Origin of the sequence: Klebsiella ornithinolytica NBRC 105727 = ATCC 31898 (assembly GCF_001598295.1) — a bacterium.
In the GTDB taxonomy this organism is placed as follows: Bacteria; Pseudomonadota; Gammaproteobacteria; order Enterobacterales; family Enterobacteriaceae; genus Klebsiella; species Klebsiella ornithinolytica.
In genome coordinates, this window is the sequence record NZ_BCYR01000003.1 from 279,861 (window position 1) to 297,733 (window position 17,873).

At 56.9% G+C, this 17,873-nt stretch carries 12 protein-coding genes; 6 read left to right on the top strand and 6 right to left on the bottom strand.

The genetic code is table 11. From position 1 onward, the window contains the following. Nucleotides 1–40: 40 nt before the first annotated feature. The 3 genes from ROR01S_RS08880 to ROR01S_RS08890 all read right to left on the bottom strand — a co-directional run bounded on the left by ROR01S_RS08880 (nucleotide 41) and on the right by ROR01S_RS08890 (nucleotide 2,795). Nucleotides 41–781 (bottom strand): glutamine amidotransferase, encoded by a 741-nt coding sequence (locus tag ROR01S_RS08880; protein ID WP_064359342.1) that lies wholly within the window; start codon nucleotides 779–781, stop codon nucleotides 41–43. Between the two features lie 160 nt (nucleotides 782–941). Then, nucleotides 942–1,928, bottom strand: a complete 987-nt coding sequence (locus ROR01S_RS08885; protein ID WP_064359343.1) for a YhfZ family protein — start codon at nucleotides 1,926–1,928, stop codon at nucleotides 942–944. Nucleotides 1,929–1,943: 15 nt separating this feature from the next. Beyond that, nucleotides 1,944–2,795: a class I fructose-bisphosphate aldolase gene (locus tag ROR01S_RS08890; protein WP_004861860.1), complete on the bottom strand. Its 852-nt coding sequence runs from the start codon at nucleotides 2,793–2,795 to the stop codon at nucleotides 1,944–1,946. A 168-nt stretch (nucleotides 2,796–2,963) separates the two neighbouring features. On the opposite strand from ROR01S_RS08890, the gene ROR01S_RS08895 reads away from it, so the two are divergent. From ROR01S_RS08895 to ROR01S_RS08920, 6 genes are all read left to right on the top strand, one after another. Next, a complete protein-coding gene (locus ROR01S_RS08895) occupies nucleotides 2,964–4,361 on the top strand; it encodes an FAD-binding oxidoreductase (protein ID WP_004861858.1) in 1,398 nt (465 codons plus the stop codon). A 24-nt stretch (nucleotides 4,362–4,385) separates the two neighbouring features. After that, nucleotides 4,386–5,729, top strand: a complete 1,344-nt coding sequence (locus tag ROR01S_RS08900) for an FGGY family carbohydrate kinase (protein ID WP_015584351.1) — start codon at nucleotides 4,386–4,388, stop codon at nucleotides 5,727–5,729. Next, nucleotides 5,726–6,691, top strand: coding sequence for a 1-phosphofructokinase family hexose kinase (locus ROR01S_RS08905; RefSeq protein WP_064359344.1), 966 nt, complete (start codon nucleotides 5,726–5,728; stop codon nucleotides 6,689–6,691). The genes ROR01S_RS08900 and ROR01S_RS08905 overlap by 4 nt, the downstream gene beginning before the upstream one ends. Before the next feature lie 14 nt (nucleotides 6,692–6,705). Next, nucleotides 6,706–8,088 carry a sugar porter family MFS transporter gene (locus tag ROR01S_RS08910; protein WP_052626740.1) on the top strand — a complete coding sequence of 461 codons (1,383 nt, stop codon included), beginning with the start codon at nucleotides 6,706–6,708 and terminating at the stop codon, nucleotides 8,086–8,088. 79 nt (nucleotides 8,089–8,167) lie between these two features. Then, nucleotides 8,168–8,674 carry a D-ribose pyranase gene (gene rbsD / locus ROR01S_RS08915; RefSeq protein WP_004861848.1) on the top strand — a complete coding sequence of 169 codons (507 nt, stop codon included), beginning with the start codon at nucleotides 8,168–8,170 and terminating at the stop codon, nucleotides 8,672–8,674. Between the two features lies 1 nt (nucleotide 8,675). Further along, nucleotides 8,676–10,055 carry a sugar porter family MFS transporter gene (locus ROR01S_RS08920; RefSeq protein ID WP_064359345.1) on the top strand — a complete coding sequence of 460 codons (1,380 nt, stop codon included), beginning with the start codon at nucleotides 8,676–8,678 and terminating at the stop codon, nucleotides 10,053–10,055. Nucleotides 10,056–10,201: 146 nt separating this feature from the next. Here the strand turns inward: ROR01S_RS08920 and mrdA are convergent, their stop codons facing one another. The 3 genes from mrdA to uca form a co-directional block, all read right to left on the bottom strand. Beyond that, the gene (gene mrdA, locus ROR01S_RS08925) at nucleotides 10,202–12,124 is read right to left on the bottom strand and encodes a penicillin-binding protein 2 (protein WP_004861842.1); all 1,923 of its coding nucleotides are present in this window, start codon (nucleotides 12,122–12,124) and stop codon (nucleotides 10,202–10,204) included. 223 nt (nucleotides 12,125–12,347) lie between these two features. Beyond that, a complete protein-coding gene (gene atzF / locus ROR01S_RS08930) occupies nucleotides 12,348–14,147 on the bottom strand; it encodes an allophanate hydrolase (protein WP_064359346.1) in 1,800 nt (599 codons plus the stop codon). Then, complete coding sequence (gene uca / locus ROR01S_RS08935; protein ID WP_064359347.1) at nucleotides 14,144–17,749, bottom strand: urea carboxylase; 3,606 nt, start codon at nucleotides 17,747–17,749, stop codon at nucleotides 14,144–14,146. Before uca ends, atzF begins: the two co-directional genes overlap by 4 nt. Between the last annotated feature and the right edge of the window lie 124 nt (nucleotides 17,750–17,873).

Consider the following 17,873-nt stretch of genomic DNA (forward strand, 5'->3'; position numbering starts at 1 on the left):
TGTGCGGGCCAACGCTTTACGTTAAGCCCTCAGCGGCCTGTTAAGCCTGTGCAACGTCCGGCTCCAGATAGTTGGCCACGAAGCGGGTTAATATTCCCGCCGCGACCGGACACGCCTCCACCTTATCCAGCAGTTGCCGGGGATCGATCCCCTCCGTTCGCAGCACGTCATCACGATAGTGGATCAATGAACGCGCAATTTCAGGGGTAAATTCCGGATGGAACTGTGTGGACAGCGCATGGCGGGTATAGCGCACTATCTGGTGGGGATCGTGCGCTGAAGCGGCCAGCACCGTCGCATCCGGCGGCAGCCTGACGACCGTTTGCAGATGGCTGAGGTGCGCGGGGAAATGGGCCGGCCGGTCGCTGAGCAACGGGTCCGTTCGTCCGGCAGCGGAAAGCGTAATCGCCTTGCATCCCGTTTCACGTCCTGCCGGATGGTACGCCACCTCGCCGCCGAGCGCGTCGGCCATCAGCTGATGACCGTAGCAGATACCAAATAACGGCATCTCTACCGCCATCGCCGAACGGATCCACGCGGCGGTTTTCTCGCTCCACGCCAGCCGATCGGTGACCATCGCCCATGACCCCGTCATTACCGCCACGGTCTGGCTATCCGGATCGGGCAATGTTTCCCCCGCATAGACACGCACGGTGGCGATCTGCTGACGCCAGGGGGCAAGCAGCCGGCCAAACCACTGCGGAAGATCGCCATGTTCGGCCTCAATTTCCGCCGGCGGCGCGCCGGTCTGCACAATAAGAAGTTTGTTTCTCAACGCCATAGCCCGTTACCCTTCGATGCTTTCTACAGTCCTTTCACTATGGAGAAAGGCGGCTGTTTCGACAAATAACCAATCTCTATGAGTGACACCATGCGGGAATAAGCGCTGCTCCGCGTGGAAGCCGGCAAGGAAACGATTTACGCACCACCCTATTGCACTATCAGGTACGCGCGATCGAGGCAATTTTCTGGAAGCGGAGAATATCCGGCACGCTGGCAAAGTAAGGATCAGACGTGTTTACGGGTTGCATAGCCTGTCGTTTGAGCTTATCGAAATCAACTTGCCGCAATAGCTGAGCAACCGGTGATGTTGAACGAACAACCAGCACAGCGCTGGAAATCTCATCTGCCAACGCCATCGCCTGAGGATTATCCAGCGCACGAATCGTTAAGCCAATTTTATCCAGCGGGATCAGCGAAGGCTCCTGATGCCAGACACCGGTATCAATCTCACCAAGGAAGACGGAACGCGGCAGCAAGGTAAAATCGACCTCAACGTATTCGCATTGCGTCTCCGGAAACTGGGCGCGGGTAAGACGCTGATGATCGCTGGAGTGAAAATCAATTCCGACGCGCAAACGCGTCGCCGCCACGGTATCGGTTTTTTCCACCACCACCAGACTTTCTGGTCGGTAATAGCTGCCGTTGCCGACTTCAAATAACTCATAGCCTTCAGCAGCCGCATCCTTCATTAGCATTTGCGCCGAACCGGACGAGAGCAGAACGATATCCGCGGTGTTTTCGTTGAAGGCGGACAGGCGCGAGTGCGCGCCGCGCAGATAGCCAACGGTGGTGACGACACCCCATTGGCTACACTGCTCAACCAGCGCGGAAGCCACCTGGGTCGCTTCCCGGGAGCCTCGAGGAGGGAGTAGCATATGGACCGGCGGTATCCGGGCGGCGTTCCACAGCAATGTAAAATCCCAGGAGACCACAAAGGTCCCCTGATGACCACGAGAAACAAGGGTTACCGCACCGGATTTTTTTAGTTCCTGTAGCGCTTTCTGCACGGTCCCGGAACCGATTTCCAGGACATCCTGATACCAGGAGGTCGTAGGAAGGCGTCCGGACAAGCCGAGTGAAATAATCGAGCGTGCAATAAATGCGACCGGAGAAAGATGCTTTGCTTCACGCGCAATAACCGTCATTGTTTTCGCCGACTTTTACTGTTCCAGATACTGTAACGCTTGTTCAACGCTTTGACCTTCATGCACGACAGCATTGAGCGCACGAAGGACGCCGGCAGGTTGCTGTGCGCGGAAAATACGTCGACCAAACATCACCCCTTTGGCGCCTGCCCGAAGCGCATCCGCAGCCAGCTGCAGGGTTGAGTGCGGATCTTCGCCACCCGCGCCTCCGGCGAGTAGCACCGGAGTATAGCAGGTGCTTGTTACAGCAGCAAAATCCTCCACTGACCCCGGCCAGAGCGCTTTGACCAGATCCGCGCCGATATCCGCGGCGATACGGCAATACAGACTCATGACTTTGGCACTCAGGGCATCGGGATCGACACCTTCCAGCGCAGAACGCGGTTCGATAATAACGCCAATCCCATGCCGCTCACATTCGCGTACAATACGCGTATTGCGCGCAATCTCGGCCTGTTCCAGCGCCGTATCTTTCTGCCCCAGATACATGTAGGTCATCACTGCATCAATGCCACACGCGGACACCTCTTCGATGTGCGCTAGTTGTGCCAGAACGCCTTCACTGCGGCCGTCTTTACCCGGGGTATAGATAGAACGGGCATGATTTTTCCAGTCCAGATGCAGGACAAAACCAGGCCGGTCGCGACCAATAAAGGTCTTTTCAACCACAGGAATCATCCCAGGAGTCACCATCACGCCGTCTGCATCACGCAACTGAGCGAAAACAGTTTCAATTTCATCGCGTGTTTTCAGTCCAGAGGGAGGACCTGACATCACCCCGTGGGATGCGGCAACAACCACTGCCCGCCCCGTTTCCGGGCGCAAAATACGACCTAAACGAACTGCCTTACCGGTGCGACTATCCATTTTGCTCTCCTTCACAAAGTCTGGAAAATATTAAAATGCAATTTGCAGCTTTCTGCAAATTGATCGTATATTAGCCACTAACGTGCTGTCAATGAAATATGCCCTGTGCGTTTTACCCCGTCTCATCGCGCCAGGAAAATCCTTTAAACTGAAAAAACAGGAGTTAGTATGTCCGACGTTTCCCATCTCATCACCGACCTGAAAAGCATCCTCCCTGAGTCACAGGTACTCAGCGATCGTGAAACGCTGCAGGCATCCAGCCACGATACCTGGCCTCTGTCCACAAAGCTCAGACGCTTAGGATGCCATGATTATCAGGCTGATGTAGTGGTAAAAGTCACCGACGAAAAACAGATTCAACAGGTACTGGCGCTGGCGACGGCAAATGATACGCCGGTCACCCCCAGGGCGCTGGCATCCTCAGTAACCGGCCAACCTCTCCCGACGCGCGGCGGCATCGTATTGGATGTAACCGGTATGACGCAGCACCGCGAAATCAACATCACGAACCTCACCGTCGAAGTTTCTGCCGGCTATAACGGAGGTCAGCTGGAAGATGAGCTCCAGCAGATGGGCTGGACGCTGGGTCACTCGCCACAATCACTGTATCAGTCCACCGTCGGAGGCTGGCTGTCCACGCTGGCAACCGGGCAGTTTTCATCTTACTACGGTGGTATTGAAGAGTTAGTTACCGCCTATACGGTCATTCTTGCTACGGGTGAAAAGCTGCGGCTTAAGGCTTCTCCGCGCGCAGCAATGGGCCCGGATCTCCGCCAGCTGTTTATTGGCGCCGAAGGTACGCTTGGGATCGTCACCTCGGTGCAGCTCAAAATATTCCCCCTGCCCCAGACGCGCCTGTACGATTCTCTGGAACTCCCTTCTATCGACGCTGGTCTCGAGATCATGCGTGAGCAGGCCATGGCGGGTCTGCGGCCGTTCCTGCTGCGCCTGTATGATACCAATGAAGCTCGTCATGCAATGCAAAACCCACTGCAGGATAAACCGGTGATGTTCCTCGGCACCCAGGGCGTGGATGCCGTCGCGCACGCTGAAATGGATGCTTTTATGGCCATTGTTCATCGCCACGGCGGAAAATCCATCGGCTCAGAAGGCGTGCTGAAATGGATGGAGCGCCGATTTGATTTTTCAACCGTGGAGAAACTGCTTGATAGCCATGGGGGATTTGCCGAGACCATCGAAATTGCGCATACCTGGGACGGTATCTCCGGTCTGTATCACGCTCTGCACGAGATGCTTACCCCGCTCGCGGACGAAGTGCTGTCGCATTTTTCGCACGTTTATCCTCAGGGGACCTCGATGTACATGATTCTCCTTGGGCGGGAGAGCAGCGACCGCGAAGCGGTAGAAAAATTGCGCACCATCTGGCGGGAAACTATGCGCGTTTGTCTGGAACATCACGCCGAACTGTCGCATCACCACGGCGGCGGATTAGTTCGTTCGCCTTATGCCCGCGAATCTCTCGGTTCCGCACATTTATTATTGCGCCGCGTCAAGCAGGCACTCGATCCTAACGGAACGCTGAATCCAGGTAAGCTGGGATTATAAACGGCACAGCGAGGGGGATTCACCATGTGGTTTCTCGGTATAGATATTGGCACGACACATATCAAGATCATCGGTCTGAGCGAGGACGGTGTACTTTTACCCGTGAAAAAGTGCCGCACTCCCATCCTGCAACGTGACGGGTTGACCTTCCACGATGCGCAAGACGTATGGCAAATGCTGGTGATCCAGCTAACAGATTATGCCCGTACAGCGGCCCGGGCTCACGGACCGCTGGCCGCAATTTCTATTGGAACCTTTGGACAAGAAGAGTCCGTGGCCGTGAACCTCCGCGGGGACATTGTCTACCCTTCTCTTGCCTGGTGGGAAAACTACCCTGCCGCCGCGCTGGATAACGAGACGCAAAGCTGGCTGGACAGCGAGGAGCACTATGCCATCTCCGGTATGCGTTCACGACCAAACCAAAGTCCGGAACGGCTGAGCTGGATACGGCAGCATCATGAAGAACTCTGGAATCACATCGATCGCTGGGTTGATTTCGGCACTTTCATCATGTGGCGGTTAACGGGAGAATGGCGCGCACCCTCCTCGCAGCTGACCCATTCGCAGTGCATCGATCTCAAAAGCATGCAGCCGCACGAACCTACGCTGCAACAGCTGCGACTTTCGCCAACATTATTCCCGACGCCGGCAGATACCGGCGAGTGCTGTGGCGAAATCCATGCGCAGATGCTGCCGGGTGTTGAGCTGTATCCGGGCGCCTGCGTATTCATTGGCGGGCATGATCAAATCGTCGGTGCGCTGGCCGTGCAACACAGTCAGCCGACCCACGTTTTCGACTCGATAGGCACATCAGAATACCTGATGGTGTTAACCCCTCATTTTCCTGATACATCTGCTGCCTGGCAACTTGGCGTCGATATCGAACGGACCTGGAAAGCCGGCGAGTTTGTGATGGGTTGCGCGACCCCTTCCGGGAAAATAATCCAGACACTCGCTGAACTGCTTTATCAGGGGGATTATGACCACCTTTTCAACGATCTATTGACTGATGCAGACACCCGTGGGGTGTCGGTGTCGGTGGATGAGAGCGAAGCTCAAGGCCTTTTTTCACTACACCACCTGAATGCCGGTATTCGCCCCGCCGGATTAGTTCAGGCCACACTCAACCACATCGCCGATCGCGCCTACCAGCTGCTTACCCAGATGTGTGAAATGGGGGCGATACGCCCCCAGGACGCCGTACTTATGGGATCGCTATTCCAGCGTTCGGAGATGATTGAACACCGGAAACGCCGCTGGAAAATGCCGCTCTTCGCCAGCACATTAACCGAACCCGTCGCGATGGGGGCCGCCATGATTGCCCGTGAAAGCTGGTTTATCGCGACTCACAGGGAGGACCAGCTATGAAAGTCATCATCGCTTCACTGAATACGGCGATCGAACGTTTGCTACTGGTTGATAAACAGCGCCCTGGCGACGTTCATCGTTTGCTGGATGACAAAACGCTGGCCGGCGGTAAAGGCGTCAATGTCGCGCGGGTACTTAAACAGCTGACGACATATTTACCGGATGCGCCGGTGCCGCTGTTACTGGGGTTTCTCGGCGGCGCCACCGGACGCCTGTGCCATGAGCTTTTGCAACAAGAAGCGCTGGCCGGATGCTGGTGTGATATCGCCGGCAGCACCCGCATCTGCGAGGTCATTACGGAAACGGACTCGCCAGAGAAAGCCAGCGTATATAACGCCGGCGGTCCGCCCATCAGCCAGGAGGAACATCAGCGTCTCCATGCCCTGCTGGCGCAGGAATTACCCCATGCGGATGCGTTAATTTGTACCGGCTCACTGGCAAAAAATCTGCCTCCTGACGAGTACGGATACTGGATAGCGCAGGCACGTGCCTGCGGTGTGCTTACGCTACTCGATACGCACGGCGCAGCGCTGCTGCACTCTGCAAATGCACTTCCGGATATTATCAAAATCAATCGCGACGAACTGCGCCACGCTAATGCGGAGTCGTCGCTGCCTCTCCCTGAGACATGGTTGGTACAAGGGGTGCGTTGCGTGATTATCACCGATGGCCCGCGCCCGACATTAGCCCTTACGCCGGATGGCCATTTCGAACTAACAGCCCCCTCCGTAATGACAGCCAGCCCGGTCGGTTCCGGGGACGCATACTGCGCAGGACTGATCGCCAGCCTACTTTCCAGGCCACAGGCTGGGTGGGTGGAACATCTGAAGCTGGCAGCGGCCTGTGGCGCAGCAAATGCCGCCAGCTCGACGGCAGGCCTCGCTGCCGAACTCCCGCTTTCAACACTACAACGGCGCTGCGCGGTACGCACTATTCCAACACCGCTCCGCTCACCGACTTAATCACGGAGGGTACTATGGTTAGTCATGCACATGTCACGGCAAAAAATGTCTGGATGCGCAACGTCCTGTTGATTTCAATCGTCACCGCCGTCGGCGGGTTTCTGTTTGGCTTTGATAACGGTAGCATTTCGGGTTCCGTTGGTTTTTTGCAAAACAGATTCGCACTGGATGCCGATGGTATTGGTTGGGTCACCTCATCCATCATTATTGGATGTATTGTGGGCGTTGCGCTGGCGGGACCACTTTCCGACGCCGTAGGGCGAAAAAAGGTGCTGTTGTTAACGGCGCTGATTTTTATTTTTGGCGTTCTGGGTGAAGCCATGGCGACAACGGCGGAAATGTTGGTCTGGTTCCGTATTCTGGTGGGCGTCGGTATCGGCGTGGAAACGACAATTGCCCCGCTCTATATTGCGGAGGTCTCCCCAGCCCATATTCGCGGGCGTCTGGTCTCACTTAATCAGCTTTTCAACTGCGTGGGTAATCTGGCCATTTTTTCAATTGCCGCAGTGATTGCCAGTCACGCCAGTGAAGCATGGAATGTTGAACATGGCTGGCGAATTATTTTCGCCACCGGTATCGCACCGGCAATTGTTTTCCTGTTGCTACTGATCTGGGTGCCGGAAAGCCCACGTTGGTTGATACGCAAAGGACGAGATGCGCAGGGTCTGACTATACTGCGCAAAATAAATCCCGATGAAACAACAGCCCGCGAGCAGCTCGCTGCAATTAAGTCCGCCTTATTAAGCGACTCTCCTTCGCGATTGCGTGAACTCTTCACCCCGCGCTTACGTAAAGCGCTGGTGGTTGGCTTTTGCGTTGCACTCTTTCAGCAGATAACAGGCATCAACGCGATTTTTTATTACGCCCCGGAAATATTTAAAACCGCGGGAGTTGATGTCAGCGGCGCGATGTCGTTTACCGTACTTATCGGACTGGTATTGGTTATTTCAACGCTGGTTTCAATGTGGATAATCGATAAGGTTGGCCGCCGCTCGTTGCTCATTTTCGGCTCGGCGGGAATGGCCATTGCTCTTGGCTGTATCGGACTTCTGTTTCGCGCCAGTGAAACACAAACCACGCTTTTGCTGATTTGCATTCTGGCCTATGTGGCTATTTTTGCCGTATCTTACGGCACGGTAGCCTATGTCATTATCGCTGAAATTTTCCCGATTCACGTCCGTGGCATCGCCGTATCAATAGCAACCTTCGCATTATGGGGAGGAAACTTCCTGGTTTCACGATACTTCCCGGTTCTGGTGGAAAATATTAGCGCGGCAAATACCTTCTTTATCTTTTCCGGTATATCCATCATCGCTTTATTTTTTGTCCTGACGAAGGTGCCGGAAACCAAAGGGAAAACGCTGGAGGAAATTGAAACCGAATTACATCGAAAATAATCACCAGGCACCGTCTGGATAAATAGAAAAATACATTACCTGATTCTGTACGCCTAAATAACTATAACCGGAGAATATTATGAGACCTGGTAAAATTCTACATCCGCAGATCGCCGAAGCGCTGGCCAGTTTAGGTCATGGTGATATTGTATTAGTTACCGACGCAGGTGCGCCAATCCCGTCCCATAGCCAGCGAATCGATCTCGCTTTTTATGCCGGGATGATTGATTTACTTGATATTTTATCGGTCCTGCGACAGGAGATTTTTATTGAGAATGTAATTTTTGCCGATGAAGTACCGCAAAAAAACCCGAAACTCCTGCAGCGTGTCACTGAAATATTTACCGGTTCAGGCGCTGATTTCACTTTAATTCCTCACGCGCAATTAGTTGCTGAAGTCTATGGCAGCGCCAGAGTCATTATTCGTTCAGGATCCTTAATGCCATGGGGCAACTTTGCTCTGGTGGCGAGTACCGATCCTGATGCGTGGTTTGACGATTCAATGCAAATCATTCCTGAATATATAGAAAGATCGGCAAAAATCAAAAATGGGGCCGTACCCGTCATAAAGAAAACCGGTGAATAAAATGAAAACAGTATATACCACGAGCTATAAGTTATCCCTTATTGCCTCACTGGCCGGTTTACTCTATGGATTTGACTCCGCGGTGATTGCCGGTGCGATATTACATTTAAGGAATTTTTTCTCCCTTGATGATATAGGGATGGGATGGGCCGTATCTTCTGTTGTCCTTGGGTTTATGATCGGCGCTTTCAGCGGTCAATTTATCACCAACCGGTTGGGAAGAAAAAAGGCGCTGATTATTACCGGAGGGTTGGTTTTTCTTGCCGGAATTGGTACTGCATTCCCCTATAACTTTACCATGTTTATTCTCTGCAGAATTGCCGGTGGGATCGGTGTCGGACTGGGCTCAGCTACTGCCCCCGTGTATATTGGTGAAATTTCGGCCAGCCAGGTGCGGGGGAAAACACTCGGTTTTTATCAGATGATGATCGCCTTCGGGATCCTTTCCGTCTATCTGGTTAATGCCCTGGTTGCCGGCTGGACGCCTGATGCCGAGTGGGCGACGCAGTACTCCTGGCGCTATATGCTCGGTGCCATGTCGGTTCCTGGCTGTGTGTTCATGGGTTTAGCATTCTTTTTGCCGGAATCTCCTCGCTGGTTGATTAATAAACATCGTGAGGAGGAAGCGGAAGTCATTCTTAAGTTCATTCACGGGCAACAATATGATAGCCAGACGGCTATTGCGGAGATAAAAAAATCGTTTAATCCGCAAAATGTAACGCATAATAATGAAAAGATGTTGTCTAAAAAATACCGCAAAGTCTCCTTCACTATCATGGCCATGGCGTTACTGGCCAATCTGTGCGGAATAAATGCCGTGCTATATTATGGCAATGTATTATTCGAGAACATCGGAATTGCCAATGAACAAACGGCTTATTATCAGCAAATTATTATTGGTATCGCTTTTTTTGCGGCGGCGGTGTGGGCGGTGTATAACGTCGAGAAATACGGAAGGAGAAAACTACTAATAATCGGTTCATTTGTCTGTTTTGTTGCCATTACGCTTCTCGGAATATTAATCTGGATGGGCGTCACCAGCGTGCTTATGCTGGTTATTATGATAGTTTACATCCTCTTTTTTGGTGGGACTATCGGCCCCATTTTATGGATTATCATCCCGAAAATGGCACCAAATATGATCCGTGATAAATTGATGTCGTGGGCCACGCTACTCATCTGGACGGGGAGTTTTATCGTTTCACAGACATTTCCTATGCTCACAAACAGCCTGATCCTCAACAACATCTTTAACGGCAGCTTCCCTTTCTTACTGTACGGGGCATGTTGCCTGTTATGGTTTTTACTTAACCTGTTTTTCGTTGTTGAAACAAAAAACAAATCACTTGAGCAAATCAGTGCAGAAATGAGTGAAGCCTGAATCCCCACTAAAACGTCAGCCAGCCTCGCCTCTGGCTGACGTTCTGCAAGTACCCTCACCGGCCTCGGCAGACCACATCATGTTGACGGCGATTTACCGCTGTAACCTCGCCCGGCCAGCACAACACCGGGCGATACTCTCCTGTTCTACTGCGCGTCGGCGCTGTCTATCTGCGGAACGCTGGCCTCAGCCCCCTGTGCGACATCAGGCGCGTTGGCCGGATCAAAGATGTGGTCAAGGATAGCGCGCGCCGTTGGCCCGGCGACAACACCCTCGCCGCCGCCGTTTTCCAGAATCAGCGCCATCGCCACCTTTGGATGCTGATACGGAGCAAACAAGGTATAGAAAATATGATCGCGGAGTCTGACCGGGATCATCTTCGCATTGTAGGTCTGATTCTCTTTCAGGCTGAAGACCTGCGAGGTACCGGATTTCGCGGCAATCTGGTACGGCGCGGTATGAAACAGTTTATAACCGGTGCCATTAGGCAAGTTAGCCATGCCGTACATCCCGTTGCGCACGATGCCCCAGTACGGCGATTTCGGGTCGCCCACCTGCGGCGTATTATCCGGCGGCTGATAGCGTTCAACCTTATTGCCGCGCTTCATGGAATAGAGCAGATGGGGATTTTTTACCTTGCCGTTGTTGAGCAGCGTCGTCAGCGCCTTCACCATCTGGACTGGCGTGGCGATCCAGTAGCCCTGGCCGATGCCGACCGAAATGGTGTCCCCCTGATACCACGGTTTTTTATGCACCTTCTGCTTCCACTCGCGGCTCGGCAACACCCCGGCATACTCTTCATTCAAATCAATCCCCGTTAACTGCCCGTAGCCAAACTTGCTCAGCCAGCTGTGAATGCGGTCAATGCCCATTTCGAAGGCCACCTGATAGAAGAAGGTATCCGCCGACTCCTCAATCGCCTTGGTGACATTCAACATCCCGTGACCGGTTTTCAGCCAGTCGCGGTAGCGGCGCTGGGTGCCGGGCAGTGTCCAGGTCGGCGCGCCGAAAAAGGTGGTGGTGGGCGTAATCACGCCAGCGGAAAGTGCCGACAGCGCCATATAGGGTTTTACCGTCGATGCCGGCGGATAGAGCCCCTGGGTCACGCGGTTAATCAGCGGGCGGTCCGGGTTATCGAGCAGAGAACGGTACGCCTTATAGCCAATCCCCTTCACGAAGGGATTTGGGTCATAGCTGGGACTGGAGACCATCGCCAGCACGCCGCCGTCGCGTGGATCAACCACCACCACCGCCGCGCGCTGCCCCTTCAGTACCCCTTCAATATACTGCTGTAAATGCAGATCCAGCGTCAGGTAGATATTCTTCCCGGCTACCGGCGGCACCTCTTTGAGCAGGCGCACCACGCGACCATGGTTATCGACTTCCACCTCCTGATAACCGGTCATGCCGTGGAGCTCTTTTTCGTAATAGCCTTCGATGCCCTGCTTGCCGATATTATGGTCCGCAGCATAGTTTTCCGCCTCGCCGTTTTTGTCCAGGCGTTGCAGGTCGCTGTCGTTGATTTTCGATACATAGCCGACCACGTGCGCCAGCTGGGCGCCGTAGGGGTAGTCACGCTGCTGGTAGCTCTCCACCGTGACGCCCGGAAAACGGAACTCGTTGACCGCAAATCGCGCCACTTCAACATCGCTCAGGGCCGACTTCAGGGTCACCTGCTTGTAGCGACTGTTGTGGTGCATATCGTCGCGGAAACTGGCGATATCATCGGGGCTCAAATCCACGATCGGTGTCAATGCGTTCAGCAATGCGGTCATATCGGGAATTTTGCTCGGGATCACCTGCAGGCGGTAGAGGGTGATGTTCTGTACCAGCGGGATACCGTTGCGATCGAAAATAAGCCCACGGCTTGGCGCGATAGGCAGCATTTTTATGTCATTCTGATTCGATCGGGTCTGATAGAAATCGTGCTGCTTAACCTGTAAACGGTAGAGGTTAAAAATCAGCACGCCAAAGCAGACCACCACCAGTAGAAACGCGATCGCGGCACGACGAATAAACAGCATCTCTTCCGCTGAGTGATCGCGAATTTCATCTCTCAATAGGGTCATTAGCGGCAATTCACTTGAGTTTGCATAAAAGGCGAAAAAAAGAAAAAGCGCAGCAGAATAGCGTTATCGACGCGTCAGCCCTACAGAAAGGTTGCTAATGATTTAGCAGAAATGTTTCAGCATGTTAGATACCCGGCAGGCGCCAGCACAAACCCGGGGGATGAAATGAGTGTGACATTGTCACAAAAAAGGCCTCTGCCCGGTTAAGGCAGAGGCCCCGGGGTCAGCCGCGGGTCAGCCAGGCCCGCCAGCCTCCGTAGCCGGTAATGTCGGTAGCCCCCTGCAGACCGTACCCTTCGCAGATAAAACCGCTCAGCCAGCGTCCGTCGGACAGTTCGACCTTGCCCAGCCCCAGCGGTGCGGGAATGGCCGCCAGCAGCGAGCCCAGCTCCGACGAGGGCAGCTCCCAGACCTCCACGGCGATGGCCGCGCCGTCGTTTTCATCACGCACCATCCCCGGACGACGTCCGTCGGCCAGGGCATACAGCCGATAGCGCGGAGCGCTCTGTATGGCCGTCAGCAGACGCCCGCCCCGCTCCCGCAGCTGCCCGTTCAGCGCCAGGCCATCAAGATGGGCGCCACAGACCACCAGCGGCATACGATCGTGGCTACCGGTGGCGGCAGGCAACGATGCGGCCAGCAGATTCCCGCCGACCAGCGGCAGTGGCTGTACGCGCTGGAACGCGTCGGCCACACCGAGAAGGTACTGGTCGGTGAAAGCCCGGCCAAACAGGGTGACGCCGGAGGGCAATCCGTTTGCCAGAAAACCGACCGGCACATTCACCGCCGCATAATCCAGCAGGTTCATAAAGTTGGTGTAGTAGCCAAGATCGGCATTTCGCTGCACCGGCTCGGCCTCCAGTTCGGCCAGCGTCACCGGGCGCGGACAGGTCGGCGTCAGCACGCAGTCCAGCGTCTCCAGCAACGCGTCACACTGCGCCTTGTACGCTTGCAGCTGGTACATTGCGCGGAATGTGGCCACGGCATCGGTATCCGGCGCTTTCGCCAGCACCTCGCGAATCACCGGCAGCACCGCCTCAGGCTGCTGCGTAATCAACGGTTCCACCACCGCATAACGTTCTGCGACCCACGGGCCGTCGTACAGCAGGCGCGCGGCGGCAAGAAACGGCGTCATATCGAGGTTGACCGGCACGCCACCAAGGGCTATCAGCCGTGCTTTCGCCTGCATAAACTGTGACTCGCTCTGCGCACAGCCAAGGAAATTCAGCGTCTGCGGCACGCCGAAGCGAAATCCCGGCGTCGGGGCGCCAAACGCCTGATGGCTGTTCCACTGCGGGTTGCGGCGACTGTAGGCATCTCGCGGATCCAGCCGTGCGGTCAGGGCCAGCAGCCGGCTGGCCTCGTCGGCGGTGGCGGTAAAGAATGTCGTACAGTCGAGGGTCCGGCAGGCCGGCACCACCCCGGCGGTAGAGATAAGTCCCTTGCTGGCCTTCAGTCCCACCAGGTTATTGAGCGAAGCCGGGACCCGCCCGCTGCCGGCGGTGTCCGTTCCGAGGGCGAAGCTGGCCACTCCGAGCGCGACAGCCAGCGCGGAACCGGCGCTGGATCCACCGGAGGGATAGTCCGCATGATACGCGTTTCGGCAGCGGCCGTAGGGCGAACGCGTTCCGTTCAGGCCGGTGGCAAACTGGTCGAGATTGGTTTTGCCGACCGGGATAGCGCCGAGGGCAATCAGCTGGGCCACGATAGTGGCATCCTCAGTCGCGGTGCGGGCGAAGGCCGGACAGGCGGCGGTGGTGGCAATTCCCGCAAGATCGATATTATCTTTGATGGCAAACGGCACGCCGTACAGCGGTAGCGTCTCCGGCGCAACCGTATCCAGCGCCGCCAGCCAGGGTTCCTGCTCTTCCGCCGTCAGTATATGAATGAACAACTGATACTCCGGATTCAGCGTCTGCGCCTTCTGGCGGAGATCGGCCAGCAGCGCACGCGGCGTCAATTCGCCGCGGCGATACGCCTCTGCCAGGGTCGCAAGACGTAAATCAAAGGTTGGCTGACTCATACGTTCTCCTCCAGGATCACCGCCACACGTTGCCCGGCGCGTACCGACGCCCCCGGCTGAACATTCATCTGTTGCACCACGCCGTCGCACGGCGCCAACAGCGGGATCTCCATTTTCATTGACTCCAGCACCACCAGAACGTCGCCGGCGCGCACATGACTCCCCGCGGCGGCCTGCACCTGCCACAGATTGCCGGAGATCGGGCTCTCCACGCCCTGCTGTCCGCGCTGCAGCGGCGCCTCGACACCCGCGTCAGCCGGGACTTCCTGGCTATCGAAATGCGCCTGGCCGCTGGCTATCCAGCGTTCGCGTTCATCATTGAAGGCGCGCTGTTGATGCTGGCGAAAAGCGTCGATACTTACCGCTTCCTGCTGCAGAAACTGCTGGTACTCCGCCAGCCGCAGAGTGCTGTGCTCAATGCGCAGCGGATAGCGGCCAAGCGGAAAATCGCGGCGGATCTGTTGCAGTTCCTCGGCAGAAACCGGGTAGAAACGCAGCTGGTCGAAGACGCGCAGCAGCCAGGGTTTACCGGCGAAGTCGGCGACCTCGTGATAGCGATTCCACATCTGCAGCGTTCGGCCAACAAACTGGTAGCCCCCGGGTCCTTCCATACCGTAGACGCACAGATAGGCCCCGCCGATCCCCACCGAGTTTTCCGCCGTCCAGGTACGCGCCGGGTTGTACTTGGTGGTCACCAGACGATGACGCGGATCGAGCGGCGTCGCCACCGGCGCGCCAAGATAGACATCGCCCAGCCCCATCACCAGATAGCTGGCGTCGAACACCGTCTGCCATACCGCCTGTTCGTCCGGTAAGTCGTTAATCCGGCGGATAAATTCGAGGTTGCTCGGGCACCATGGCGCGTCGCGCCGTACGGTCGTCATATATTTATCGATAGCGGTGCGACAGGCCGGGTCGTCCCACGACAGCGGCAGATGGACCACCCGGGTCGGCACCTGCAGATCGTCGCTGACGCACACCGCCGCCCACGCCACGCTCACCCAGCTCAACAGCGCGTCAAGCGTCAGGGTTTCCGGCTGGAAATGAATTTGCAGAGAGCGAATACCTGGCGTCAGGTCAATCACCCCCGCGCGGGAGCCGCTTTCCAGCGCCTGCATCAGAGCATGAATGCGAAAGCGCAGCACCAGATCGAGCTCCGCCTCTCCCGCTTCCAGCAGCAGATGGGTATCGCCGGAAAGACGGGCCACCAGACGCTTATCCGCCTCTCCGCAGCTCATCACCACGGGGGAAGTTAACCGCGCGGGTTGCCACGCCACGGGCATTGCCTCCAGCGTCGCCAGCTCCTCCCGGTAGCCAGCCGCCAGTCGACGGGCCGTGGACAGATCCACGGCGACAAAACGCACCTTGTCGCCGGCTTTCAACTGCCCCAGCTGCCAGAGATCGGCTTCAATCACCGTCACCGGGCAGACGAAACCGCCGAGGCTCGGGCCGTCGGGGCCAAGAATAACCGGCATATCGCCGGTAAAATCAACCGCGCCGACGGCATAAGGGTTATCGTGAATATTCGACGGATGCAGCCCCGCGTCGCCGCCGCTGTCGCGGGCCCACAGCGGTTTAGGGCCAATCAGCCGCACGCCGGTACGGCTGGAGTTAAAATGCACCTCCCAGTCGGTGGCAAAAAAGGTGTCGATGTAATCTGCGGCAAAAAATTCCGGCGCACCGTGCGGACCGTAAATCACCCGCAGGGTACGCACCGTTGCCAGCGGCGGCACCAGCGCAACAGGCAGCGCGGCGCCAGTTTCTCCCTTGCCGTCTGGCGCCAGATGCAGAACATCCCCGCTGCGCAGCGCCCGCCCGCCATGGCCGCCAAACTGTCCAAGAGTAAAGGTACTTTTGCTGCCCAGATAATCCGGCACCTGGATGCCGCCGCGCAGGCAGAGGTAGCTTCTGACCCCCGCCCCTTCGACGGCGCCGATTTTCAGCGTCGCCCCGGCCGGGATCGGCAATACGCGGTTCATCTCTTGCGCGATACCGTCAAGGGTGACCGGGACGCCGGCGCCGCTCACCACCGCCAGGGCTGCGCAATGAAACTTCAGCGTTGGCCCGTTCAGGGTGATTTCCAGCGCCGCTGCTCCCGGCGGGTTATCCAGCAGCCGGTTGCCGAGACGCAGCGCCCGATCGTCCATCGGCCCCGACGGCGGGACGCCCACCGCCCAGTAGCCCAGCCGTCCGGGAAAATCCTGGACGCTGGTCTGCGTCCCGGCGCTGAGCACCTCGACGGTGGCGGCCCGATAGTTCAGCTGTTCCAGGCAACGGGTCCAGGGTTCACCCTGGGTAAAGGGTTCAAAGCCCAGAATCTGCTGGAGATAGATGCGGTTAGTTTCCACGCCATACAGGCGGGTGTTCGCCAGCGCCCGGGCCAGTTCAGCGATAGCCTCTGCGCGGGTTGGCCGCCAGGCGATCGTTTTGGCCAGCATCGGATCAAAAAATGGCGGCACGTCGCAGCCGGCTTCTACCCAACGGTCGATGCGAAGCGTTTCGCCGTCCGCCGGTGGAAAGAGCACCTCGGTCAGCAGACCCGGCGATGGCTGAAACTGCCGGCCCGGATCCTCCGCATAAATACGCGCCTGGATAGCGTGCCCCCGAGGAGTCAGATCGGCCAGCAGCGCAGTGAGCGGCGGTAAATCTCCGGCCGCCAGCGCCACCATCCAGCGCACCAGGTCGACGCCCCACACCTGCTCGGTGACGCCATGTTCCACCTGGAGCCGGGTATTCACCTCGAGAAAATAGAAGCGCTGCGCCGCGCTGTCATAGACAAATTCGACCGTCCCGGCGCTGCGATAGCTGACCGCTTTGCCCAGCGCGACCGCCGCCGCACAGAGGGCCTCCGCCGTTGCGGTGGGTAAATTGGGCGCCGGAGTCTCTTCGATCACTTTTTGATTGCGCCGCTGTATCGAGCAGTCGCGCACCCCGAGGGCGATGACCTCGCCCTGCCCGTCGCCGAATATCTGCACTTCCAGATGGCGCGCGCGTTCAATGTATTTTTCGAGAAACACGCCCGCATCGCTAAAGTTGTTCTGCCCCAGCCGCTGTACGGTCTCAAAAGCGTCCGTCAGCTCGCGGGCGTCGCGACAGACGAGCATCCCGATACCGCCGCCCCCGGCGGTGCTTTTTAACATCACCGGATAACCGATGGCGTCCGCCGCCCGGCACGCTTCAACGCTATCGGCCAGCAGACCGGTCCCCTCCAGCAGCGGCACGCCCTGCGCTTTGGCCAGCGCCCGAGCGGTGTGTTTCAGGCCAAACGTGCGGAGCTGAGCGGGCGTCGGGCCAACAAACGCCAGCCCGGCAGCTTCACATGCCTCGGCGAAGGCGGCGTTTTCCGACAGGAAACCGTAGCCGGGATGAATCGCTTCGGCCCCGCTTTTTACAGCGGCGGCGATGATTTTTTCCGTCATCAGGTAGGTTTGCGCCGCCGGGCCGTCGCCAAGGCCGATCGCCTCATCGGCTTCACGGATATGCAGGCTGCTGAGATCCGCGTCGGAATAGACCGCTACGCCCTTCACCTGCATGGCGCGCAGGGTGCGTAAAATTCGACAGGCAATGGCGCCGCGGTTAGCAATCAGTAAGGTTTTGAACATACAAGGGACTCGCGTCGTGGCGGGTCGTCCCGCCAAAAAATTCGACGTCCCCGGGGCCGTCCCCGAGGCGCACAAGCATTCAGGGCTTGCGCGATGGTGTGCTTAACAGGCGGTCAGCGCGAAC